21 protein-coding genes and 1 pseudogene are annotated in these 22,540 nt (G+C 67.8%); 14 read left to right on the top strand and 8 right to left on the bottom strand.

Annotated elements, in window-relative coordinates:
• Positions 1-91 precede the first annotated feature (91 nt).
• From ACFMRZ_RS12185 to ACFMRZ_RS12175, 3 genes are read right to left on the bottom strand one after another with little or no spacing between them, the layout of a single operon-like run.
• Positions 92-793 (bottom strand): response regulator, encoded by a 702-nt coding sequence (locus ACFMRZ_RS12185; RefSeq protein WP_280270295.1) that lies wholly within the window; start codon positions 791-793, stop codon positions 92-94.
• On the bottom strand, positions 790-3,330 hold the full coding sequence (locus ACFMRZ_RS12180) for an ATP-binding protein (protein WP_400179228.1): 2,541 nt from the start codon (positions 3,328-3,330) through the stop codon (positions 790-792). The genes ACFMRZ_RS12185 and ACFMRZ_RS12180 overlap by 4 nt, the downstream gene beginning before the upstream one ends.
• Positions 3,327-3,482 carry a hypothetical protein gene (locus ACFMRZ_RS12175; RefSeq protein ID WP_400179227.1) on the bottom strand — a complete coding sequence of 52 codons (156 nt, stop codon included), beginning with the start codon at positions 3,480-3,482 and terminating at the stop codon, positions 3,327-3,329. The genes ACFMRZ_RS12180 and ACFMRZ_RS12175 overlap by 4 nt, the downstream gene beginning before the upstream one ends.
• A gap of 291 nt (positions 3,483-3,773) precedes the next feature.
• Between ACFMRZ_RS12175 and ACFMRZ_RS12170 the strand changes: the two genes are divergently transcribed.
• The 5 genes from ACFMRZ_RS12170 to ACFMRZ_RS12150 are packed head-to-tail and all read left to right on the top strand — an operon-like array spanning position 3,774 to position 8,644.
• Positions 3,774-3,857, top strand: a complete 84-nt coding sequence (locus ACFMRZ_RS12170; RefSeq protein ID WP_114699639.1) for a potassium-transporting ATPase — start codon at positions 3,774-3,776, stop codon at positions 3,855-3,857.
• On the top strand, positions 3,854-3,940 hold the full coding sequence (locus ACFMRZ_RS12165; RefSeq protein WP_280270302.1) for a potassium-transporting ATPase subunit F: 87 nt from the start codon (positions 3,854-3,856) through the stop codon (positions 3,938-3,940). Before ACFMRZ_RS12170 ends, ACFMRZ_RS12165 begins: the two co-directional genes overlap by 4 nt.
• On the top strand, positions 3,941-5,617 hold the full coding sequence (gene kdpA / locus ACFMRZ_RS12160; RefSeq protein ID WP_400179226.1) for a potassium-transporting ATPase subunit KdpA: 1,677 nt from the start codon (positions 3,941-3,943) through the stop codon (positions 5,615-5,617).
• Positions 5,614-7,734: a potassium-transporting ATPase subunit KdpB gene (gene kdpB / locus ACFMRZ_RS12155; RefSeq protein WP_400179225.1), complete on the top strand. Its 2,121-nt coding sequence runs from the start codon at positions 5,614-5,616 to the stop codon at positions 7,732-7,734. Before kdpA ends, kdpB begins: the two co-directional genes overlap by 4 nt.
• A gap of 16 nt (positions 7,735-7,750) precedes the next feature.
• Positions 7,751-8,644, top strand: a complete 894-nt coding sequence (locus ACFMRZ_RS12150; RefSeq protein WP_400179224.1) for a potassium-transporting ATPase subunit C — start codon at positions 7,751-7,753, stop codon at positions 8,642-8,644.
• Here ACFMRZ_RS12150 and ACFMRZ_RS12145 read toward each other — a convergent pair.
• Positions 8,634-9,257 (bottom strand): TetR/AcrR family transcriptional regulator, encoded by a 624-nt coding sequence (locus ACFMRZ_RS12145; RefSeq protein ID WP_400179223.1) that lies wholly within the window; start codon positions 9,255-9,257, stop codon positions 8,634-8,636. The genes ACFMRZ_RS12150 and ACFMRZ_RS12145 overlap by 11 nt on opposite strands.
• A gap of 105 nt (positions 9,258-9,362) precedes the next feature.
• On the opposite strand from ACFMRZ_RS12145, the gene ACFMRZ_RS12140 reads away from it, so the two are divergent.
• Complete coding sequence (locus ACFMRZ_RS12140) at positions 9,363-9,854, top strand: nitroreductase family deazaflavin-dependent oxidoreductase (RefSeq protein WP_400179222.1); 492 nt, start codon at positions 9,363-9,365, stop codon at positions 9,852-9,854.
• Between the two features lie 110 nt (positions 9,855-9,964).
• A pseudogene (locus ACFMRZ_RS12135) lies at positions 9,965-11,257 on the top strand (glycoside hydrolase family 1 protein).
• A gap of 20 nt (positions 11,258-11,277) precedes the next feature.
• Here the strand turns inward: ACFMRZ_RS12135 and ACFMRZ_RS12130 are convergent.
• Both ACFMRZ_RS12130 and ACFMRZ_RS12125 read right to left on the bottom strand, forming a co-directional pair.
• The gene (locus ACFMRZ_RS12130) at positions 11,278-11,871 is read right to left on the bottom strand and encodes a TetR/AcrR family transcriptional regulator (RefSeq protein ID WP_400179221.1); all 594 of its coding nucleotides are present in this window, start codon (positions 11,869-11,871) and stop codon (positions 11,278-11,280) included.
• Between the two features lie 46 nt (positions 11,872-11,917).
• Positions 11,918-13,264 carry a 4Fe-4S binding protein gene (locus tag ACFMRZ_RS12125; RefSeq protein WP_400179220.1) on the bottom strand — a complete coding sequence of 449 codons (1,347 nt, stop codon included), beginning with the start codon at positions 13,262-13,264 and terminating at the stop codon, positions 11,918-11,920.
• A gap of 260 nt (positions 13,265-13,524) precedes the next feature.
• On the opposite strand from ACFMRZ_RS12125, the gene ACFMRZ_RS12120 reads away from it, so the two are divergent.
• On the top strand, positions 13,525-14,850 hold the full coding sequence (locus ACFMRZ_RS12120; RefSeq protein WP_400179219.1) for a cytochrome P450: 1,326 nt from the start codon (positions 13,525-13,527) through the stop codon (positions 14,848-14,850).
• Positions 14,851-14,856: 6 nt separating this feature from the next.
• On the opposite strand, the gene ACFMRZ_RS12115 is transcribed toward ACFMRZ_RS12120, so the two are convergent.
• The gene (locus ACFMRZ_RS12115; RefSeq protein ID WP_280270815.1) at positions 14,857-16,086 is read right to left on the bottom strand and encodes an Ig-like domain-containing protein; all 1,230 of its coding nucleotides are present in this window, start codon (positions 16,084-16,086) and stop codon (positions 14,857-14,859) included.
• A gap of 231 nt (positions 16,087-16,317) precedes the next feature.
• Here ACFMRZ_RS12115 and ACFMRZ_RS12110 point away from each other — a divergent pair, with 231 nt between their 5' ends.
• The 6 genes from ACFMRZ_RS12110 to thpD all read left to right on the top strand — a co-directional run bounded on the left by ACFMRZ_RS12110 (position 16,318) and on the right by thpD (position 21,279).
• On the top strand, positions 16,318-17,040 hold the full coding sequence (locus tag ACFMRZ_RS12110) for a response regulator transcription factor (RefSeq protein WP_280270816.1): 723 nt from the start codon (positions 16,318-16,320) through the stop codon (positions 17,038-17,040).
• Positions 17,027-18,046, top strand: a complete 1,020-nt coding sequence (locus ACFMRZ_RS12105) for a HAMP domain-containing sensor histidine kinase (RefSeq protein ID WP_280270817.1) — start codon at positions 17,027-17,029, stop codon at positions 18,044-18,046. Before ACFMRZ_RS12110 ends, ACFMRZ_RS12105 begins: the two co-directional genes overlap by 14 nt.
• Before the next feature lie 207 nt (positions 18,047-18,253).
• Positions 18,254-18,721 (top strand): diaminobutyrate acetyltransferase, encoded by a 468-nt coding sequence (gene ectA / locus ACFMRZ_RS12100; RefSeq protein WP_280270822.1) that lies wholly within the window; start codon positions 18,254-18,256, stop codon positions 18,719-18,721.
• Entirely contained in the window at positions 18,718-19,980 is a 1,263-nt protein-coding gene (gene ectB / locus ACFMRZ_RS12095; RefSeq protein WP_400179218.1) for a diaminobutyrate--2-oxoglutarate transaminase, read from the top strand. Before ectA ends, ectB begins: the two co-directional genes overlap by 4 nt.
• 2 nt (positions 19,981-19,982) lie before the next feature.
• Positions 19,983-20,375, top strand: coding sequence for an ectoine synthase (locus ACFMRZ_RS12090; RefSeq protein ID WP_280270819.1), 393 nt, complete (start codon positions 19,983-19,985; stop codon positions 20,373-20,375).
• A 19-nt stretch (positions 20,376-20,394) separates the two neighbouring features.
• Entirely contained in the window at positions 20,395-21,279 is an 885-nt protein-coding gene (gene thpD / locus ACFMRZ_RS12085; RefSeq protein WP_280362641.1) for an ectoine hydroxylase, read from the top strand.
• A gap of 133 nt (positions 21,280-21,412) precedes the next feature.
• Here thpD and ACFMRZ_RS12080 read toward each other — a convergent pair whose 3' ends face one another.
• Entirely contained in the window at positions 21,413-22,540 is a 1,128-nt protein-coding gene (locus ACFMRZ_RS12080; RefSeq protein ID WP_400179217.1) for an acyl-CoA dehydrogenase family protein, read from the bottom strand.

Below are 22,540 nucleotides of genomic sequence, written 5' to 3'. Positions count from 1 at the left end.
ACGAAGGAGCCAGCAGCGGCACCCGAAAACCGAGACCAAGGGCGCCGAAAACCCGCCGCAGCGAAGCGGAGGCCAAAAACACAGCAGACCCTCAAACGCTGAACCGATACCCCATCCCCGCCTCGGTCAACAGATGCTTAGGACGCGAAGGATCATCCTCCAACTTCCGCCGCAACTGCGCCAAATACACACGCAGATAATGAGTCTCGGTCGCATACGAAGGCCCCCACACCTCCCGCAGCAACTCCCGCCGCCCCACGAGCTTCCCCTGATTACGCACCAACATCTCCAAAACCCCCCATTCCGTCGGCGTCAAATGCACGTCGACCCCATGCTTGGTCACCTTCTTGGCCGCCAGATCGACGACGAACGACGAGGTCTCGATCACCGGATCGGTCCCCTCCCCGCCGTCGGCCGCCCGCCGCACCGCCGCCCGCAACCGCGCCAGCAGCTCATCCATCCCGAACGGCTTGGTGACATAGTCGTCCGCCCCGGCGTCGAGCGCCTCGACCTTGTCGGCGGAGTCGGTGCGCGCGGACAGCACGATCACCGGCGACCGGCTCCAGCCGCGCAGTCCGGCCAGCACGTCGATGCCGTCCATGTCGGGCAGGCCGAGGTCGAGCACGACGACGTCGGGGTGTTTCTCGGCGGCGGCGCGCAGTGCGGCGGCGCCGCTGGCGGCGGTGATCACCTCGTAGCCGCGGACCGACAGGTTGATCCGCAGCGCGCGCAGGATCTGTGGTTCGTCGTCGACCACGAGCACCTTGGTCGGCGCCGTGTTCGGTGCAGTCACCGGTTCTCCTGTTCTGAAAGCTCTGTCGTACCACCGGAATCGGACGGTCCTTCGCCGGTCGGCAGATCGATCACCATGGTGAGACCGCCGCCGGGGGTCGGCTCGGCGTGCACCGTGCCGGCCATCGCCTCGACGAAGCCGCGGACCACCGACAGGCCCAATCCGACGCCGGTGGAGTTGTCGCGATCGCCGAGCCGCTGAAACGGTTCGAACATCTGGTCTTCCATGCCCGTCGGCACTCCGGGACCGTAGTCCACCACGGTGATCGACACGCGGTGGCCGGTGCGTTCGGCGGCGACACGCACGGTGGTCTCGCGTGGCGAATAACGCAGCGCGTTGTCGATCAGGTTGGCCAGCACCCGTTCCAGCAGGCCGCTGTCGGCGCGCACCGAGACATCGCCGACCTCGACCTTGATCCGGTCCATCGCCGCGCGGCGCACGCCCCGGGTGCCCATCCCGACCCCGACCACCGCCCGGCTGACGACCTCTTCCAGGTAGACCCGCTTCAGCTGAGGCCGAACCACCCCGACGGCCAGCCGCGAGGAGTCGAGCAGATTGCCGACGAGCGCGGTGAGCTGATCGACGGATTCCTCGACGGTTTCCAGCAATTCGGCGGTGTCCTCGGGGGAGAACTCGACATCGTCACTGCGCAGGCTGGACGCTGCGGCCTTGGCGGCGGCCAGCGGAGTGCGCAGGTCGTGGCTGACCGCCGACAGCAATGCTCGGCGCAACCGGTCGGCCTCGAGCACGCCGGCGGCGGCCTGGGCCTCGTCGGCCAAGCGGCGGCGCTGCTGCAATCCGGCGGCCTGATTGGCGACCGCGCCCAGCACCAGCCGGTCGCCGGCGGTCAGCGCGCGGCCGGTGAGCAGTAGCCAGTGCATGTCGTCGCCCGCCTCGATCGCGACATCGGCATCGCCGACCCGGCGCGGCGGGTTCTCGCCGACGCAGGCGATCACCTCGTCGTCGGTGGCGAAGCTGACCGCCCGCTGCCCGAAGGTCTCGCGGGCGCGTTCGAGCAGGTCGTGCAGGTCGGCGCCGTGCAGCACGGCACCGGCGAACAGGGTGAGCAGTTCGGCCTGCTGCGAGGCCCGGCGCGCCTCGCGCCGCCGTTTCGAGGACACGTCCACCAGCGCCGCGACGGCGACGGCCACCAGCAGCATCACCACGATGGTGAGGAAGTTGTTCAGCTCGGCGATGGTCAGGCTGTGCCGCGGTGAGACGAAGAACCAGTTCAGCAGCAGCCCGCCCAGCAGCGCCGACAGTGTGGCCGGTGCGACGCCGCCGAGCAGCGACACCGCGACGACGCCGATGAAGAACAGCGCGCTCTCCCCGGCCAGGTCGAGGTGGTGGTCCACCCAGAAGTAGCAGCCCACGGTGATCAGCGTGGGCACCAGCACCGCGGCCGGCCAGGACGACAGCTTGCGATGCCGGGGGGTGACCGCCGACCATCGGAACCCGCGCTTGGATTCCTCGTGGGTGACCATGTGTACGTCGATCTTTCCCGACAGCTGCACGACGGTGGATCCGATGCCCTCCTCGACCATGCGGGCCCAGCGCGACCGCCGCGAGGTGCCCAGCACCAGCTGGGTGGCGTTGACCTGGCGGGCGAAGTCGAGCAGCGCGACGGGCACGTCCTGGCCGGTGACGGTGTGGAGTCCGGCGCCGAGACTGTCGGCCAGGTCCCGCAGCCGCGCGAGGCGCTGGGTGGACACTCCGGCCAGGCCGTCGCCGCGGACCACGTGCACCACGATCAGATCCGCGCTGGACTTGGTGGCGATGCGGCTCGCGCGGCGCACGATCGTCTCCGATTCGGGCCCGCCGGTCACCGCCACCACGACGCGTTCGCGCGTCTCCCAGGTATCGGTGATCCGGTGGTCGTCGCGGTACTTGGCCAGCGCCGCGTCGACCTGGTCGGCCAGCCACAGCAGCGCCAATTCCCGTAGCGCCGTGAGGTTTCCGGGCCGGAAGTAGTTGCGCAGCGCGGCGTCGACCCGCTCGGCGGCGTAGACGTTGCCGTGCGACATCCGCCGCCGCAGCGCCTCCGGGGTGATGTCCACCAACTCCACCTGCTCGGCGCCGCGCACCACCCAGTCGGGCACGGTCTCGCGCTGCACCACGCCGGTGATCTGCTGCACGACGTCGTTGAGGCTCTCCAGGTGCTGCACGTTGACCGTCGAGATCACATCGATGCCGGCGTCGAGCAGTTCGTGTACGTCCTGCCAGCGCTTGTCGTTGCGGGAACCGGGCACGTTGGTGTGGGCCAGTTCGTCGACGAGCGCGACCGCGGGGCGGCGGCGCAGGACCGCTTCCACGTCGAGTTCGGGCAGGGTGGCGCCGCGGTAGTCGATCAGCTTCGGCGGTACGCGCTCGATGCCCGCCAGCAGTTGGGCGGTCTTCGCGCGGCCGTGCGTCTCCACCACGGCGGCGACCACGTCCCGGCCGCGTTCCAGCCGCCGATGCGCCTCGCCGAGCATCGCGAAGGTCTTGCCCACGCCCGGGGCGGCGCCGAGGTAGATCCGTAGCTGCCCGCGCTTCACTCGTCCATCATGGCGCGGGCGCCGCGGCGACTGTCTCGCGCCACGCGCTCGGTCGCTCGCGGGCGGCGCTGCGCGGTCGCGAGTACCCGCAGGGCCAGCGCGCAGGCCAGGAACCCGAGGAGCACCGCGGTGGTGACCGCGAAATCCGGCACTGTCTTCTCCTTACCGTCGCTGTCGTAGCCGGCCGGTCGATCCCGTAGCCGAGCACTCCACTGTCTACCGGCGGCGGTGGCGGTCAGACCGATCTTTACGGCTTCTTGACGGCCGTCCGGCCGACGTTGACGGCATTGCGGCGCTGACCGCGCACACCCCTGTAAGCGCGGCGTCAATTCGCGGCGGCGGAACGCTAAGAAGGCGTCAACGACCTCGAAAACGGCCAAAGCAGACGCTTGACTCGCTGTGGCGCGCCTCGGGTGCGCCGTTGTCGAGAGAGGTTGTTTCCCATGTCTGTCGTGGTGTTCACGCTGCTGACCGTGGCGGTCTTCGCACTGCTCGGCCTGATCCAGCGGGGAGTCGAACGGCTGTGACGCAGAACATCATCGGCCTGCTGCTGGCCGTCGGCGTCGCCCTGTATGTCCTTGCGGCCCTGCTGTTTCCGGAGAGGTTCTAGGTGAACACGACTACCGCGGGGATACTGTTCGCGGTATCCCTGGTGATCGCGCTCGCGGTGGTGCACGTCCCGCTCGGCGACTACATGTACCGGGTCTACGCGGGCACGAAGCACTCCCGGTTCGAGCGCGGCATCTACCGGCTCATCGGCGTCGAGCCGGGCGTCGAGCAGACCTGGGGCGTCTATGCCCGCAGTGTGCTGGCGTTCTCGGCGATCGGCGTGCTGTTCCTGTTCTTCCTGCAACTGCTGCAGGGACAGCTGCCGTGGCATCTGACCGATCCCGGCACCGAGATGACCGGCGGCCTCGCGTGGAACACCGCGATCAGCTTCGTCACGAATACGAACTGGCAGAACTACGCCGGTGAGTCCACGCTCGGTCACACCGTGCAGATGGTCGGGCTGACGGTGCAGAACTTCGTCTCGGCCGCGGTCGGTATCGCGGTGGCGATGGCGCTGGTGCGCGGCTTCGCGCGCCGCGACACCGGCGACCTCGGCAACTTCTGGGTGGATCTGGTGAGGGGAACCATCCGGCTGCTGCTGCCGATCGCGTTCGTGTTCGCCCTCGTCTTCGTGGCGGCGGGCATGATCCAGAATTTCCATGTCTACGACCAGGTCGCGCAGACCGTGGCCGGTACCGGATCGCAGACCCTGCCGGGCGGTCCGGTCGCCGGTCAGGAGGTCATCAAGGAGCTGGGCACCAATGGCGGTGGCTTCTTCAACGTCAATGCCGCGCACCCGTTCGAGAACCCGACCGCCTGGACGAACTGGCTCCAGATCTTCCTGATCCTGGTGATCGGCTTCTCCCTGCCGCGCACCTTCGGCCGCATGGTCGGCAGCCCGAAGCAGGGTTACGCGATCACCGCGGTGATGGCCACGCTCGCGATCATCAGCGTCACCCTGACCAATCTGTTCCAGCTGCTGCACCACGGCACCGTGCCGACCGCGGTCGGTTCCGCGATGGCCGACGTGGAAACCCGCTTCGGCGTGTCGAATTCGGCGACCTATGCCGCGGCCACCACGCTCACCTCGACCGGTGCGGTCGATTCGGCGCACGATTCCTACACCAGCCTGGGCGGGCTGTGGCCGCTGTTCAACATGCAATTGGGCGAGGTCGCGCCCGGCGGTGTCGGCGCGGGGCTGTACGGCATGCTGATCCTGGCCGTGATCACGGTGTTCGTCGCCGGGCTCATGGTCGGGCGCACGCCGGAATACCTGGGCAAGAAGATCACGCCGCGCGAGATCAAGCTCGCCGCCACCTATTTCCTGGTGAGCCCGCTGATCGTGCTGGTGGGCACGGCCGCCGCGATGGCCATGCCGGGACAGCGCGCGAGCATGGCCAACACCGGGCCGCACGGCCTGACCGAGGTGCTGTACGCCTTCGCCTCGGCGGCCAACAACAACGGATCGGCCTTCGCGGGACTGTCCGGCAATACCGACTGGTACAACACGGCGCTGGGCCTGGCCATGGTCTTCGGCCGCTTCGTCCCGATCATTCTCGCGCTCGCGCTCGCCGGTTCGCTTGCCGCACAAGGACATACCCCCGAGTCGATCGGTACGTTGCCGACGCACCGGCCGCAGTTCGTCGGCATGGTCGTCGGCGTGACGCTGATCCTCGTCGCGCTCACCTTCCTGCCCGCCCTGGCGCTCGGGCCGCTCGCCGAAGGAATCCACTCATGACCGCCCCCACCCTGGCGAAATCGCGTGTCGGCACGGGCCTTTTCGACCCGCGGATGCTGGTGCAGTCCCTGCCGGAGGCCTTCCGGAAACTCGATCCGCGCACGCTGTGGCGCAATCCGGTGATGCTGATCGTCGAGATCGGCGCCGTGTGGTCGACGATGCTGGCCATCGCCGAACCGACGTTCTTCAGCTGGGCCGTCGTCGTATGGCTCTGGCTCACAGTGCTTTTCGCGAATTTGGCCGAGGCCGTCGCCGAGGGGCGCGGCAAGGCGCAGGCCGACACATTGCGTAAAGCCAAGACCGACACCGTCGCTCGCAGGCTGGTGGATTGGCATCCCGGTCAGCAGCACCACACCGAGGAGCAGGTCTCGGCGCCGGAACTGCGCCGCGGCGACCATGTGGTGGTCGAGGCGGGGCAGGTCGTCCCGGGTGACGGCGATGTCGTGGAAGGCATTGCGTCCGTGGACGAGTCGGCCATCACCGGCGAGTCCGCGCCGGTGATCCGCGAGTCCGGCGGTGATCGTTCGGCGGTGACCGGCGGGACCACGGTGCTGTCGGACCGGATCGTCGTGCGGATCACGCAGGAGCCGGGTGGCTCGTTCATCGACAAGATGATCGCGCTGGTGGAGGGCGCCTCGCGGCAGAAGACGCCGAACGAGATCGCGTTGAACATTCTGCTGGCCGCACTCACGATCATCTTCGTGTTCGCCGTGGCGACAGTGCAACCGCTGGCGATCTTCGCCAAGGCGAACAATCCCGGCGTCCCGAACACTGCGGCGCTGGACGTGCACGGTGTCACCGGCATCGTGCTGGTGTCGCTGCTGGTGTGCCTGATCCCGACCACGATCGGCGCACTGCTGTCCGCCATCGGCATCGCGGGCATGGACCGGCTGGTGCAGCGCAATGTGCTGGCCATGTCCGGGCGCGCCGTCGAGGCCGCGGGGGACGTGAACACGCTGCTGCTGGACAAGACCGGCACCATCACCCTCGGCAACCGGCAGGCGTCGGAATTCGTGCCGATGCCGGGCATCTCCGAAGACGAGATCGCCGACGCCGCACAGCTTTCCAGTCTCGCCGACGAAACGCCCGAGGGCCGCTCGATCGTGGTGTACGCCAAGCAGGCCTACAACAAGCGCGAACGCACGCCCGGCGAGCTGACCGGGGCCACGTGGGTGGAATTCACCGCGCAGACCCGCATGTCGGGCGTCGACCTGCACGATGGCCACCAACTACGCAAAGGCGCGGCCAGCGCCGTCACCGAATGGGTCCGCGCCCACGGCGGCGAAGTCCCCGCCGAGGCAGGCGTGACCGTCGACGGCATCTCCGCGGCCGGCGGCACCCCGCTGGTGGTCGGCGAGATCTCCGGCGGGAATGCCCGGCTGCTCGGCGTGATCCAACTCGAGGATGTCGTGAAGCAAGGCATGCGTGAGCGTTTCGACGAGATGCGCCGCATGGGCATCCGGACGGTCATGATCACGGGTGACAATCCGTTGACAGCCAAGGCGATCGCCGACGAGGCCGGCGTGGACGACTTCCTCGCCGAGGCCACGCCGGAGGACAAGCTGGCGTTGATCAAGCGGGAGCAGGACGGCGGCCGCCTGGTCGCGATGACCGGCGACGGCACCAACGACGCGCCCGCTCTCGCGCAGGCCGACGTCGGCGTCGCGATGAACACCGGCACCTCGGCCGCCAAAGAGGCCGGCAATATGGTCGATCTGGACTCGGATCCGACCAAGCTGATCGAGATCGTGGAGATCGGCAAGCAGTTGCTGATCACCCGGGGCGCGCTGACGACGTTCTCCATCGCCAACGACATCGCCAAGTACTTCGCGATCATTCCCGCGCTGTTCGTGGTGCTGTTCCCCGGGCTCGACGTCCTCAATGTCATGCGGCTGCACAGCCCGCAGTCGGCGATCCTGTCGGCGGTGATCTTCAACGCGCTGGTTATCGTGGCGCTGATCCCGCTGGCGCTGCGGGGCGTGAAGTACACGCCGTCGAGCGCGTCCACACTGCTCTCCCGCAATCTCGCCGTCTATGGTGTCGGCGGCATCGTCGCGCCGTTCCTCGGCATCAAGCTCATCGACCTGATCGTTCGATTCCTCCCCGGGATGTCCTGATATGCCTACTTTCTCGATGCGGAAGACAACCTGGATCCGGCAGCACCTCGCGGCGCTGCGCGCGCTGCTGGTGCTGACCGTGATCACCGGAATCGTCTATCCCGTAGCGGTTTTCGCGGTCGCGCAGCTGCCCGGCCTGCACGACAAGGCGAACGGGTCGCTGATCGAGCAGGACGGCCGGATCGTCGGCTCGTCGTTGATCGGCCAGGCCTTTACCGACGGCAACGGCAACGCGCTGGCGCAGTACTTCCAGAGCCGACCGTCGAGCTCGGGCAAGGGTGACGGCTACGACCCGACCTCGACCAGCTTCACCAACCTCGGTCCGGAGAGCATCGTCGACACCCTCGCCGAGAATCCGGACGACGCGAAACAGAGCCTGCTCACCCAGGTCTGCGCGCGCAGCAAGGCCGTCGGTGAGCGCGAGGGCGTGGACGGCCGCCGCCCGTTCTGCACGGAATCCGGTGTGGGCGCGGTGCTTTCGGTGCTGGGTCCGCGCGACGACCGCGGCCGGGTGACCCATCCCACGGCGGTGATCAGTGTCGACGAGGCCTGCCCGGCCACGCCTTTCCTGGATACCTACGAGGGTGTGCGGGTCGAGTGCGCGAGGGTCGGCGAGGACTACTCGGCCGGGCTGATCGTGCCCGTGCGCGGCGACGCCCCGTCCGCTCCCGCGGTGCCCGCCGACGCCGTCGTCACCTCCGCCTCCGGACTCGATCCGGACATCTCCCCGGAGTATGCGGCCATTCAGGCGCCACGAATCGCCAAGGCCCGCAACATCTCCGAAGCCGACGTGCGCGCGGCGGTCGATGCGCACACCAAGGGGCGCGATCTCGGCTTCCTGGGTGAGTCCCGGGTCAACGTGCTCGAGTTGAACCTCGAACTGGACCGGAGCCACCCGGTCACCGGCTGAGGGTTTCGGCCTGGGTGCGTGGAGTTCGCAGTGCCGGGGCCACCCAGGTGGAGAGGTAGTCGCGAAGGTCGCGGCCGGTGCGCGGCGGGCGGCCGGGGTCGATGACGAACGACTGGACGATGCGCAGCATGTGTTCGACGAGGCCGTCCAGGTCGGTGTCGGAGATTCCGGCCGCGTCCCAGTCGACCGCGTAGCGTCGCAGGATCGAACGGCCGAACGCCATCGCGGTATCGGAGGTGACGCCCGCCGAGAACGCTCCGGCGCGGCCGGGAGCCAGCAGCAGGCCGAGGTACTTCTCCTGCGGCAGGCGTTCGAGGGTGTAGGCGATGCCCTCGACGACCGCGGTCGCGGGATCGCGCAGATCGTGCACATGCTCGGCCAGGACGTCGAGGAATTGCTCGGTGTGCGCGATGGCCGTCGCGGTCAGAAGCGCTTCGGCACTGGGGAAGTAGCGGTACACCGTCTGGCGGGTGACGCCGAGGTCGCGCGCGACCTCGGCGATGGTGAACTCCGCGCCGGAGCGATCGATGGCCGCCTTCGCGGCGGCCAGGATTCGCGCGATGGCCTCGTCGTCGTCGCCGGGCGCCGCTCCGGACCAACCATGCGTACGCACCGCACTCCTCCCGCACAGATCACCGGAAAGCTTACCGGCCGTCTTGACCATACACATGGTGGTAGATGTATGGTCGTCGGCAGCTCATCCGGAGAAAGGCACACCATGACCGCCGCGACGCCGCCGCGCCCCAAGCAGCTCGATTCGCCGATACTGCCGAAGATCTTCAAATACGCGGGCAGAGCCCAAGTGTGGGTCTACAAGCGGACGGGCGGCCGCATCGGCGGGAAGTGGCGTATCGGCGCGGGCTTCCGCAAACCGGTCCCGACCCTGCTGCTCGAGCATCGCGGCCGGAAATCCGGCGCCACGTACACCACGCCGCTGCTCTACATCACCGATGGCGACGACGTCGTCATCGTCGCCTCCCAGGGCGGCCTCCGTCATCACCCGCAGTGGTACCGCAACCTGTGCGCCCACCCCGATGCCCACATCCAGATCGGCCGGGACCGCCGGGCGGTCCACGCCGTCACCGCCGACCCGGATCAGCGCGCCCGCCTGTGGCCCCTGCTCCTCGACGCCTACGCCGACTTCGACACCTACCAGTCCTGGACGGATCGCGAGATCCCGGTAGTCGTCCTGCGTCCCCGCTCGTATTGACGTCAGCCGCCGTCTCGGTCAGACTTGCACACCAACCGGACCCTACAGTCCGGTTGGTGCCGTCACCGGGCCATGCCGGTCGGAAGCCGGTCGAGGAAGGCGGATTTCGAATGGGGAGCAGGATTCTCGCCACGCTGGTCGCGGCGATCGTGGCGGGTAGTGCGGGGGTGAGCGCGGCGGAGCCCGCCGGAGTGCCGTCGCTCGAGCCGTCGTTCCTCTGGGGTGTCGCGTCGTCCGGTTTCCAGAGCGAAGGGCATGCGGCCGACAGCAATTGGAGCCGCTACGCCGCGTCGCGCGAGGCCTACGGTGATTCCGTCGACTTCTTCCACCGCTATCGCGAGGACATCGGCCTGGCGCGGGACCTGGGTGCGCGGGTGTACCGGATCAGCGTGGAATGGTAACGGCTGCAACCACATCCGGGGGAGTGGGACGAGGAAGGGTTCCGCTTCTACGACGACGTGATCGCCGCGATCCGGGACGCGGGCATGCGCCCGATGCTCACCTTGGATCACTGGGCGTATCCGGGCTGGGAGGTCGACCGCGGCGGCTGGCGCAATCCGGGCATCGTGGACGACTGGCTGGCCAACGCCCGAAAAGTGGTGGACCGGTACGCGCGCTTCGACCCGCTGTGGGTCACGTTCAACGAACCGGCGTTCTACAGCATGCACGAATTGCGCATGGGCAACATGGGTGTCGGCGACATCCCGGCATTGAACGATCGTCTCGTCGCCGCCCACGACGCGGTGTACGACTACATCCACGCCCGGCAGCCCGGCGCGATGGTGACCAGCAATGTCGCCTTCGCCGCGAGTGGACAGGCGCTCACCGACGCGCTGTTCGAGGACCGGGTGGCCGCGAAGCTGGACTACCTCGGCATCGATTACTACTACGGCGCCTCGCTGGCGCATCCGGAAGGATCCAACCCGGTCGCCGCCGACGCGCCCTGGGAGCTGTCGATCACGCCGGAGGGCATCTATTACGCGCTGCGCTATTTCGACCGCAAGTTCCCCGGTAAACCGCTGTACATCGTGGAGAACGGCATGCCGACCGAGAACGGTAAGCCCCGCGCCGACGGCTGGGACCGGGCGGACGATCTGCGCGACACCGTCTACTGGCTGCAACGCGCCCGCGCCGACGGCATGAACGTCATCGGCTACAACTACTGGAGCCTCACCGACAATTACGAATGGGGCAGTTACGCACCGCGATACGGTCTCTACACCGTCGACGTCGCCACCGACCCGACCCTGACCCGCCGCCCCACCGACGGCGTCCCCGCCTATCGCGACATCATCGCCCGCGGCGGCGTCCCCGCGGATTATCGACCCACCCGCCCACCGGTCTGGTGCTCGATGGTCGACCTACCCTCCAGCTGCCTGGCCCCGGTCGCACCACCACGATGACTGACAAGACCGTCGCACTGTTACCGTGGCGCACCGATTGCCGGCGCGTCGCTCGGTACGGCATAGAACGCGCGAGTCAGCAGCGCCCATCCCCGCTCCGCGGCGGCGGGGCGCTCGGCGGTGGGCGTCTTGTGCAGCAGCCCCGCCAGCATGCTGATGCCGACGAACACCTCGTCGACGGTCAGGTCCGCCCGCAGCCCGCCGCGCAGGTCTTCCTCGGCGAGTTTGGCTTTCAGCAATCGGATGACGCGCTGACCGGGTTCGTAGAGCCGCCCGTCGGAACTGTCGCCCGGATCGAGCACGGCGATGAACGCGACCGAGGCGACCAACTGCTCGACGATCGCGCCGATCACCCGCCAGGCGGTGCTGTCGGCCTCGGCGGCGAACCGCTCCAGCTCCCTCACGATATCCTCGAACACCGCGACAATGACGTCCGCCCGCGTCGGAAAGTGCCGATACAGACTCCCTTTGCCCACTCCGGCCCGCTGCGCGATCAACGCCATCGGCGCATCCGCTCCGTACTCCGTGAGCACCTCCCGAGCCGCGCCGATCAGCGCCACTCGATTGGCCGCCGCAGCCGCCGGCCCCCGATTGGGCCGCCGCACAGTCGTCACCCCTGTGACACTACGTACTGCCCGACCGCCGCCGCCACCGCCCGGGCTACATCGGGAAGCAGCGGGCGAAGGCCAGGAGGAGGCGGGGGGAGCCGTAGGGCCTGATGCGGCCGAGCAGGATGGCTCCGGGGAGGACCGACTTCTTGGACAGCAGGCGGAGCCAGGTGCGGGAGTCGGCGGTGATTCGGATGTCGGCGGCGCCCTGGTGGCCGTCGGTGATCTCCAGGGTGCGGTCGCGGATCGCCACGGTGATCCGGCGCTGCTCGGCGCCGGTGAAGGTGAAGTGGTAGGTCGCGTTCAGGCCACGGGATTGCTCGCGCTGGAACAGCAGTGGCATCCCGGCCACGAAGCGGGCAATGCTGGTCGGACGCAGGCCGCGGCCGACGAACTTGATCTGCTTCTCCGGAAATCGTTGCGCGACATACTGTTCGGCGTCCGAGCCGCGGACGACGTAGACCGTTTCGGCCTTGTGCTGCAACGGGCGCACCACATCGTTGAGGTGCGCCTTGCTGTTGTCGAGGTAGGCGCCGATGACGTCCTCGCCCGCCGGGCACACCGACATGCAGTACGCCGCTTTGTAATTGGCGCCGAACGACAGGCTCTGCCACATGGACGCGGTCTCGCTGTCGGCGACGCGGGAACGGTAGTCCTCGGCATCGCGGCTGTCGGCGATCTGTTCCACCCACTCCCCGAAATTGCCGAGGAACTCCCGGTAGTTGTGGGTGTAGCAGGCGGAGAAGTCGAAGCGGCCGTCCGCTGCGATGGCCCCGGTCGGGCAGGCCGCCACGCACAGCTTGCATTCCAGGCACGGGTCGAAGTCGATCGGCCGGGAGTACTCGCCGATCTCGGCGTCGATCACGACGGTGCCGAGCAGCACGAAGCTCCCGAACTTCGGATGGATGACATTGCGGTGGATGCCCATCTTGCCCAGTCCGGCCGCCACCGCCACCGGCTTGTGCGAGACGACCCAGATCCGATCCGGGAAGCGGTCCATCTCCATCGGGAACCCGACGGCCGGATTCAGCGCCCGCACGCCCCGCTCCTGCAGCGCCGACACGATCCGGCGCGCCACGTCGTTGGTGTCGTCGGCGGCGTGATGGAACTCCAGATTCGCCACCGAACGCGCCGGACTGCGGATGCTGTCCCGGTTCATCCGGCACACGAAACCGATCAGGGCGCGGGCGCCCGGCAGCGCCGAGTCGATCTCGGCGCGCTCGTCGCGGAGTTCCGGACGGTCGATCTCGACGAACCCGACATCGTCGGCGCCGGCCTGTAATGCCAGCTCGCGCAGCCATTTCGCATCCAGCGGCCCCCGCCGCAGCACCGAATCGGCGGAGCGCTCGCGAACCCGGATGACGGTGGGATGCTCGTCGAGCCTGCTCCGCTTGTCCATCCGGCTACACCTGTTCGTCGGCCGTGTTTCCCCTGCTCGCGCATCGTAGCCCGCGAGTGTCGGACCGGCGCCCGGTCTTCGCGAAACACGCTTCGAGGCAGGGCATTTCACCAAAAATACCTACCGGATGGTTGTGAACGTGTACACCTACATGACCGGCGAAGCCGTTAGCCGGACGAGAGCCAGGCATCGGCCGAGGAGTCGTCCGGGGTTTCGCCGCAGGCTGTCCGACCGATGCCCCGAAGGCGACGGTGAGTGCGATGACCAGGCGCGACAAGGCACCGGGACCGAAGCTGCCGATCAATATCCGGCGCTATCGCGTCGATGCCGCCGACCTGATGCTGGAGTTGCATCGCCGATACGGTGACATCGTCCGCTTCCGGGTGGGACCACAACTGGTCCATCAGATCGCCGCGCCGGAACTCATCGGGCGGATCCTGCACGACAAGGACTCCTTCCGGCGCGGCAAGGTGTACCGCGGGTTCGAGCTGTTCCTCGGTCAGGGCATGCTCACCGCCGACGGCGAGAACTGGCGCGTCCGGCGCCGGGCCGGGCAGCCGCATTTCCGCGCCGCACGGCTCGCCGCCGCGCGACCGGGGCTCGCGACGGCCGTGCGCGATCTGCTGACCCGCTGGGAGGGGTACGCGGCCGAGGGCAGGCCGGTCGATCTGGTGCCGGAGGTCATGCGGCTGACCTTCGACGCGGTGGGCCGGGCGCTGTTCGATTTCGCACCGGACGGCCGCGCCGAGCAGGTGGTCGCGCTCGGCCCGGCGGTGCTGTCGGCCATGTTCCCGGGCAGCCCGGAGCAGTTGCTGCCGCCCTGGCTGCCGACGCCGGTGCGGCGACGGCTGCGGACCGCTCAGACAATCTTCGACGCAGCCGCCGAGGATCTCCTCGCCCGGCACGCGGCGCAGCCGTCGCCGGACGGGCTGATCGGCGATCTGTTCGCCGCGCGCCGCGCCGACACGGGAGCGCCGCTGACCAGGCCGCAGGTCGCCGAGGAACTGCGAACCTATCTGTGGACGGGGTACGAGACCACCGGGTGCGGGCTGGCGTGGGCACTGTGGGAGATCGCCCGGCATCCGGCGGTCCAGGATCGGCTGCGCGCCGAACTGGACACGGTGCTGAGCGGCCGGGCTCCGGACGCGGCGGACCTGCCACGATTGCGTTACCTGCGACAGGTACTCGACGAGACGTTGCGACTCCATCCGCCGATCCCGAGCTTCCCGCGAGAACCGGTGCGGCCCATGGAGATCGGCGGATATCGCATCCCGGCCGGGTCCACGGTCTTCCTCGGAAGCCAAGTGGTGCAGCGTGATCCACGCTACTGGCCGGACCCCGACGCCTTCGATCCCGGCCGATTCGCACCGGATCGACCGAAACCGCTGCCCTACACCTATTTTCCGTTCGGCGGCGGCCCCCGCCGCTGCATCGGGGCGGTACTGGCCGAGCTGGAACTCACGGTGGCGGTCGCCATGATCGCGCAGCGCTTCCGGCTCGGCGCCGACCCGGAAAGACCGGTGCGCGAACACTTCCTGATCTCGCTGCGGCCCCGGCCGGGAGTGCTGCTCACCCTGCGGGAGTGACCGGCCTCAGTGCAGCGCGCTGCCCGCCTGCCACTCCTCCCACGGAATGGTCCAGTCGCCGTTGTCCCACGACTGCAGCGGCGGCCCGGTGGTGTTGCGGACCTCCACCACATCGCCCGGCACCGCGAAGTTGTAGAACCATTTGGCGTTCTCGCCGTTGAGGTTCAGGCAACCGTGTGAGGTGTTCTGGCTGCCCTGCGCCCACACCGTGGAGTCCAGTTGGTGCAGGTAGACGCCGTCGGCGCTGATCCGGGTGGCCCAGTTGATGGTCTCCTTGTAGCCGAGCCGGGAGTTCACCGGCAGGCCGTAGCTGGCGGAGTCCATGATCACCGGGTTGCCCTTGTCCATCACCGTGTAGACCCCGGTCGGGGTGTTGAAGTAGATGGTCTTGTTGCCGACCTGCTCGCTGCCGCCGCGCCCCATCGAGGTGGGCATGGTGCGGATCAGCTTCCCGTCCTCGAACACCTGCACCTGATGGGTGTTGTCGTCGGCGATCGAGATGTGCGACGGGCCGATGGTGAAGGTGGTCTTGGAGTCCTCCTGCCCGTACATTCCGTCGCCGAGTTCCGCGCCGAAGATGTTCGCCGCCACCGTCACCTTGGTCTTCGAGGCCCAGTACTGCTGCGGACGCCAGTGCGCGTTGCGGTCGTCGAGCCAGTACCAGGAGCCCTGGACCGGCGGATCGGAGGTCACGCTCAGCCGCTTCTCGGCGGCCGCGCGGTCCGGAATCGGTTCGTCGAAGTGCGCGACGATCACGGTGCCGACCCCGTAGGTACCGCCGTCGGCCAGCGGCAGGCCGCCCGTGGTGGTCAGGTAGGCCTTGGTCTGATTGCCCGGCGTCAAGGTCGAGAAGGAAGCCGTCAAGGGTCCGCTGGGACCGCTGATCGTCACGCCCTGCGCGGTAACCTGATAGGTATGGCCGTAACCGAGCGGGCCGGTCGGTTTCCAAGCCGTTTTGTCCGGTGTGAGAATTCCCTCCACCGGTTTGCCCTGTTCGTTGGTCATCGACACCGACGTCAGAATGCCATCGGAGGTGGATACCTCGATTTTGCCTAGCGGGTCGACATCCTCACTCCCGGCTGCCGGGGTCACCGAGAGCACCGGCGCCGCCGGTTTCGGTGTAGCCGGGCCCGGTTTCGTACCGGAACCCGACGAGGATGAGCACGCGGCCATCAGCATCGTCACCAGGGCGATAACGCCCAATGCGACACAGAATCGGCAGCGGCGACCTGACATGGTGTCTCCTGCGCTCGCCGTGCGCCTGCCGAGCGAGTCCCCCGCAGCGCACCATCGCCTAACTGTCTTGCCGGGTAGTTTACGGGGAGACCCGGTGAGGGGGCACATCGAGGTGTTGCCCCACGTTTACGAAACGGTTGTCCGGGTACTCCAGTTACCGTTCTCTGCCCTCCGTAACCGTGCCCTCGTGGCGCTGGGGCACCAGGCCGAGTATCTGCTAGGGAAGAAGCTATGAGCGCTAACCTGATGATCGTAGAAGACGACGACCGGGTCCGGAGCGCCCTGCGGCTGGCCATGGAGGATGAGGGCTACGACGTCGAGGAGGCCGAAGAAGCGGAGGATGCCCTCGAGCATCTGCGCGACAACGGCGCACCCGATGTGATGATCGTCGATCTGATGCTAGGGGAGATGGACGGATTCTCCTGTATTCGTGAGATCCGCCGCGATCACGATGTGCCGATAATAGTGGTCAGCGCGCGTGACGATACTCACGATGTGGTGGCCGCGCTGGAGGCCGGCGCGGACGATTTCGTGACCAAGCCGTTCGAGATCAAGGAGATCACCGCGCGCATGCGGGCGCTGCGCCGCCGCGCGCAGCAGTTCGCCGAGCCGGACCCGGAGCCGGCCGCTCCCGAGGAGATGGTGCTCGACGCCGATCCCGACGAGCCGCTGGTGTTGTCGGTCGACGGCGGCACAGTGCGCCGCGGCGACGAGGAACTGCACCTGACGCTCACCGAGTTCCGGCTGCTGTGCGAACTCGCGGAGACGCCGGGCCGGGTGCTCTCCCGCAGCGTGCTACTCGAAAGAGTCTGGGACCGTGGCTTTTTCGGCGACGAGCGAATAGTCGACGTGCACGTGCGCCGGCTGCGCACCAAGATCGAGCAGGATCCTTCGGAGCCCTGCGTCGTCGTCACCGTGCGAGGGCTCGGTTACCGACTCGATGTCCAGCGCTGAGCCGCGCCGGGGACTGCGCGAGCTGAGCCGCCAAAGTCTGCGCGGCCGAGCGATTTTCGCGTTCGCCGTGATGTCCGGCCTGGTGTCGGGGCTGTTCGTGGTGATCGTGTCGGTCGCGTCCGAAGGTTTCTGGCTGCCCCTCGCGATCTGCCTGGTCGGGGGGACCGCGGTGGGCGCCGGATTCGGACTGTGGCTGTCGCGACGACTGCTGATACCGCTGCGCCGGTTGACCCGGACCGCGGCGCGGATCGCCTCGGGTGAACTCGGCACCCGGCTGCCCGACACCGATGATCCCGATCTGGCGCCGACGGTGGACGCGTTCAACACCATGGTCGATTCTTTACAACGGCGTATCGATCGCGAGCGGCGGCTCGTCGGTGACGTGAGTCACGAACTGCGCACGCCGTTGACGACGCTCACCACGAGTGTCGGGGTCATGTCCCGTTACGAGGACGAGTTGCCGCAGCGGTCGCGCCACGCGCTGGTCCTGGTGCGCGCGGAGCTGGAACACCTGCGTCGCCTGCTCGATGATCTGCTGGCCCTGGCCCGCGCGGAAGCGCGCATGCACCGGGCCGACGCCGAGCCGGTCTCGGTGCGCGAGTTGCTCACTCACACCCTGTCCGAACTGCGCTATCCGCCGGATCTGCTGAGCGTCGCCGCCGACGCCACGGTGACCGGACGCAAGCTGGAACTCGAACGCGCCCTGGTGAATCTGCTCGAGAACGCCGATCGCCACGGCGGCGGGGTGATGTCGGTGGGCGTGGACCGGGCCGGCGCCCAGGTGGTGATCACCGTGGACGACCACGGACCCGGTGTGGCGCCGCAGGATCGGCAGCGCATATTCGAACGTTTCGTGACGGTGCGTCGTGGCCGCCGCACCGCCGCGGGCACCGGCATCGGTCTGGCGCTCGTCGCCGAAACCGTTGCCGCACATGGCGGAACCGTGGAATGTACGGATCGACCGGGGGGTGGTGCGCGCTTCGTCGTACGGTTGCCCGCAACGTGACGAAATTCACTGATTAAACGGATGTAACGTAACCGTAATGAAGTCGACCGGTTGGCCTCAAAGTTCATTGGCAATTCTGGAAGGGTGATAGAGACCCGAACAAGGAGTACTCCATTCGGTTCGCCTCCCCCCGATAGGCAAGATTCAGATCGGGATACCTCTGCGCCTGCGGTGATTCGCACGCCGCGGCTCGGTGACGGGGCGCCGATGTGGCGTATTGCCGTCGAATCCCAGGTATTGGATGCAAATTCCAGCTACGCCTACCTCCTGTGGTGCCGAGATTTCCGGGCAACGTCCGTTGTCGCCGAAATCGGATCGGAAATCGCAGGCTTCGTCACCGGATATCTCCGGCCCGAGGCGCCGGACACGGTATTCGTGTGGCAGGTCGCCGTCGACCACGCCTTCCGCGGCCGCGGGCTGGGTGTGGCGATGCTGGATCAGTTGGTGGACAACGTCGCCGAGCACGGCGTATCGACGCTGGAGACGACGATCTCGCCCGACAACGCAGCCTCGCAGGCGATGTTCGCCTCGTTGGCGCGGCGCCGGGGCGCCCAGCTGACGCAAGAGTCGTTATTCGAACCGCAAGATTTCCCGGACGGTCACGAATCAGAGGACCTGTACCGGATCGCGCCATTGCATTCTGTGGCGCACACCACACGAAAGGATCATCGATGACCACCGCTGAGATGACCGTTTTCGAATCGCTCGAATCCAATGTTCGTGGCTACTGCCGATCTTGGCCGACCCTGTTCGACACCGCGCAGGGTTCGTGGATCCGCGACGGCAGCGGCCGGGACTATCTGGATTTCTTCGCCGGCGCCGGCGCACTGAACTACGGCCATAACAATCCCGTGCTCAAGCAGGCGCTGATCGATTACATCTCGCGCGACGGCATCACGCACGGACTGGATATGTCCACCGTGGCCAAGCAGCAGTTGCTGGAGACGATCGACACCGTGCTGCTCGATCCGCGCGGCCTGGACTACAAGGTGCAGTTCCCCGGCCCGACCGGCGCCAACGCCGTCGAGGCCGCGCTGAAGCTGGCGCGAAAGATCACCGGGCGCACGACAATTCTCAACTTCACCAACGCATTTCACGGCATGACGCTCGGCGCGCTGTCGGTCACCGGCAACGCCACCAAGCGGGCCGGCGCGGGAGTGCCGCTGGTGCATGTGAATCCGATGCCCTACGACGGCTACCTCGAGGGCGCCGACGAACTGGCCTGGATGGAGAAGGTGCTCGACGACGGCTCGTCCGGTGTGGACAAGCCCGCCGCCGTGATCGTGGAGACCGTGCAGGGTGAGGGCGGTGTCAACGTCGCGCGCGCGGAGTGGCTGAAGCGGCTGTCGGAGCTGTGCGCGGCGCGCGACATCCTGCTGATCGTCGACGACGTGCAGATGGGTTGCGGCCGCACCGGCCCGTTCTTCTCCTTCGAGATCGCGGGCATCACCCCCGACATCGTCACGCTGTCGAAGTCGATCGGCGGCTACGGCATGCCGCTGGCGCTGGTGCTGATGCGGCGCGAGCTGGACCAGTGGGCCCCGGGTGAGCACAACGGCACCTTCCGCGGCAACAACCCGGCCTTCGTGACCGCGACCGCCGCGCTGGAGCACTTCTGGTCCGACACCCGACTCGCCGAGGGGACCGCCGCCAAGGGCGCGCGCATCCACAAGTCCTTCAGCGAGCTGTCGGAGAATTACGATGGCGTGTCGACCCGTGGCCGCGGCTTGGTGCACGGCCTGGTGTTCGACGAGCCGTCGGAGGCGAACAAGGTCAGCCGGATCGCCTTCGAACAGGGGTTGCTGGTCGAGACCTCCGGCGCGGAGGATGAGGTGGTGAAGCTGCTGCCGCCGCTGACCATTACCGATGACGAACTCGACCACGGCCTGGGCATCCTGGGCAACGCGGTCGACATGGCCCGAGGAGGCAACTGACCATGATCGTGCGCACTACGGAGGAGATCACCGGCACCGACCGCGACGTCGCGGACGCCGGCTGGCGCAGCAAGCGGATCATTCTCGGGGGCGACAAGGTCGGTTTTTCTTTTCACGAGACCACGATTCAGGCCGGCACCGTGCACGAGTTCCATTACGCCAACCACGTCGAGGCGGTGTGGTTGATCGAGGGTGAGGCCACTCTCACCGATTTGGACAACGGTGTCAGCTACGAATTGGGGCCTGGCTCGATGTATCTGCTGAACGGACACGAGCGTCACCGCATCGAGACGCGCACGCAGATGCGGGCGTTGTGTGTGTTCAATCCGCCGGTCACGGGCCAGGAGGTGCACGACGAGAACGGCGTCTATCCGTTGGTCGCCGTTCCAGACTAGGTAGGAGGACAACACCGCGATGACGTTGGCCGACAGTCGAATCGATCGTTACCGCACCCGAACTCTGACCGCGGTGCCGCCGATCGAACGCAATGATCCGACCGTGTGGGGCCGGATCACCTCGCCGGAGCTGGCGAACTTCGACGCCGACGGGTACGCGATCATCGACCAGCTGCTGTCGCCGGAGGAGGTGGCCGATTTCTCCCTGGAGATCGACCGCCTGGCCGCCGATCCCGAACTTCGCCTGGACGATCGGGTGATCATCGAGAAGAAGTCGAACCGGGTGCGGTCGATCTTCGAGATGCACAAGATCAGTCGGGCCGTCGCGGATCTGATCCGGGACGAGCGTGTGGTCGGGCTTGCCCGGCAGGTGCTCGGCTCCGAGGTGTACATCCACCAGAGCCGGGTCAACTACATGCCGGGTTTCGAGGGCGCGGGGTTCTACTGGCACTCCGACTTCGAGACCTGGCATGCCGAGGACGGGATGCCCTCCCCGCGAGCGGTGAGCCTGTCGATCGCGTTGACAGAGAATTATCCGTTCAACGGCAGCCTGATGGTGATGCCGGGTTCGCAGCGCACATTCGTGCCGTGCCAGGGTGAGACCCCGGCCGAGCACTACCGGGAATCGTTGCGGGAGCAGGAGATCGGCGTGCCCTCGCATGCCGACATCACCGATCTGGCCAACAAGCACGGCATCGCGCAGTTCACCGGTGCGCGCGGGTCGGCGCTGCTGTTCGATTCGAACATCATGCATGCCTCGGCCAACAACATCACGCCGTTCCCGCGCTCGAACATCTTCCTGGTGTTCAACAGCGTGGAGAACACCCTCGTGCAGGAACCGTACGCGGCCAGGGAGATCCGGCCGACGTACATCGCCGCACGGGACTTCGATCCCGTCCGGTAACAGGATCCCGCGGCGCGCAACGGAGCGCGGTGTGGAGTCGGGTCGGCCGCCGAGCGAGCGCGGTAGCGGTCGAACACCGAAAGACGAGGCGCCGTCCGCTTTTCGAAGCGGGCGGCGCCTCGTCGGTTCGGTCTCAGTTCGGGCGGGTGAGGGCGGCGTAGCGGGCGATGTGATGGTCCGCCGAGCCCCATTCGTACTGAATCGCGGTGAGGCGCTTGAAGAAATGGCCGATGGCAAGTTCCTCGGTCATACCCATCGCGCCGTGCAGCTGCACCGCGTGCTGGCCGATGAAGCGGGCCGCGCGGGCCACGGTGGCCTTGGCGGCGGCCGCCGCGCGGGCCCGTTCGAGCGGTGCGGCGTCCAGCTTCAGCGTGACGAGATATGTTGCGGCGATGGCCTGTTCGAGTTCCAGGTGCATGTCGACCATGCGGTGCTGCAGGACCTGGAAGCTGCCGATCGGCACGCCGAACTGCCGACGCTGCTTCGCGTACGCCACGGTGTCGGCGAGCACCTTGCGCATGCCGCCGATCGCCTCCGCCGCGAGGGCGGCGATCGCCTCGTCCACGGCGCGGGCGAGCGAATCGTCCGCGCCCGCTTCGGTTCCCAGCAGTGCGTCCGCCGGGACCCGCACGCCGTCGAGTACGAGATCGGCGGCCCGGCGTTCGTCTATGGTGCGGTACGGATGCTGGGTGAGGCCGGGCGCGTCGGCCTCGACCACGAACAGCGACAGTCCGGTCGAATCCGGTGTGCGGGCCGTGACCAGCAGGTGTGTCGCCAGCGGCGCGGTGGTCACCACGGCCTTCGAGCCGTCGAGGACCCACGCGTCCCCGTCGCGGCGCGCGGTCGTGGACACCCGCCCGATGTCGTAGCCCGAATCGGCTTCCAGCGCGGCGAGAGTCGTGATGACCGTGCCGGAGACGATGCCGCGCAACAGGTCCGTGGCGCGGTCGCCACCGGCCCGGCGCAGCAGCCCGCCGCCGAGTACGACGGTGTCGACGTACGGTTCGACGACCAGCGCCCCGCCCAGGGCCTCGGCGATGAGCAGCGTCTCGACCGCGCCGCCGCCGAACCCGCCCACCTCCTCGGGCAGGCTCGCGCCGAGGATGCCGACCTCGTCGGCGAAGGCGCGCCAGATCTCCGGCTGCCGGCCGGCGCCCAGGCGGGCCGCGGCGCGACTCTTCTCCAGGTCGTAGCGCGCCGCCAGGAACTCGGTGACCGTATCGCGGAGCAGTTGCTGTTCGGCGGTGAATTCGAAGTCCAT

The sequence above is a fragment of the Nocardia sp. N2S4-5 genome (genome assembly GCF_044628355.1).
GTDB classification, from domain to species: Bacteria; Actinomycetota; Actinomycetes; order Mycobacteriales; family Mycobacteriaceae; genus Nocardia; species Nocardia wallacei_B.
The sequence above is the reverse complement of the archived record's forward strand: the minus strand, read 5'-3'. Positions and strand labels throughout refer to the sequence as shown.

Coding starts and splice junctions, on each gene's coding strand:
- ACFMRZ_RS12170 (WP_114699639.1), top strand. CDS start 3,774: ATGTCTGTCGTGGTGTTCACGCTGCTGACCGTGGCGGTCTTCGCACTG.
- kdpB (WP_400179225.1), top strand. CDS start 5,614: ATGACCGCCCCCACCCTGGCGAAATCGCGTGTCGGCACGGGCCTTTTC.
- ACFMRZ_RS12150 (WP_400179224.1), top strand. CDS start 7,751: ATGCGGAAGACAACCTGGATCCGGCAGCACCTCGCGGCGCTGCGCGCG.
- ACFMRZ_RS12140 (WP_400179222.1), top strand. CDS start 9,363: ATGACCGCCGCGACGCCGCCGCGCCCCAAGCAGCTCGATTCGCCGATA.
- ACFMRZ_RS12125 (WP_400179220.1), bottom strand. CDS start 13,264: ATGGACAAGCGGAGCAGGCTCGACGAGCATCCCACCGTCATCCGGGTT.
- ACFMRZ_RS12120 (WP_400179219.1), top strand. CDS start 13,525: ATGACCAGGCGCGACAAGGCACCGGGACCGAAGCTGCCGATCAATATC.
- ACFMRZ_RS12115 (WP_280270815.1), bottom strand. CDS start 16,086: ATGTCAGGTCGCCGCTGCCGATTCTGTGTCGCATTGGGCGTTATCGCC.
- ACFMRZ_RS12110 (WP_280270816.1), top strand. CDS start 16,318: ATGAGCGCTAACCTGATGATCGTAGAAGACGACGACCGGGTCCGGAGC.
- ACFMRZ_RS12105 (WP_280270817.1), top strand. CDS start 17,027: ATGTCCAGCGCTGAGCCGCGCCGGGGACTGCGCGAGCTGAGCCGCCAA.
- ectA (WP_280270822.1), top strand. CDS start 18,254: ATGTGGCGTATTGCCGTCGAATCCCAGGTATTGGATGCAAATTCCAGC.
- ectB (WP_400179218.1), top strand. CDS start 18,718: ATGACCACCGCTGAGATGACCGTTTTCGAATCGCTCGAATCCAATGTT.
- ACFMRZ_RS12090 (WP_280270819.1), top strand. CDS start 19,983: ATGATCGTGCGCACTACGGAGGAGATCACCGGCACCGACCGCGACGTC.
- thpD (WP_280362641.1), top strand. CDS start 20,395: ATGACGTTGGCCGACAGTCGAATCGATCGTTACCGCACCCGAACTCTG.
- ACFMRZ_RS12080 (WP_400179217.1), bottom strand. CDS start 22,540: ATGGACTTCGAATTCACCGCCGAACAGCAACTGCTCCGCGATACGGTC.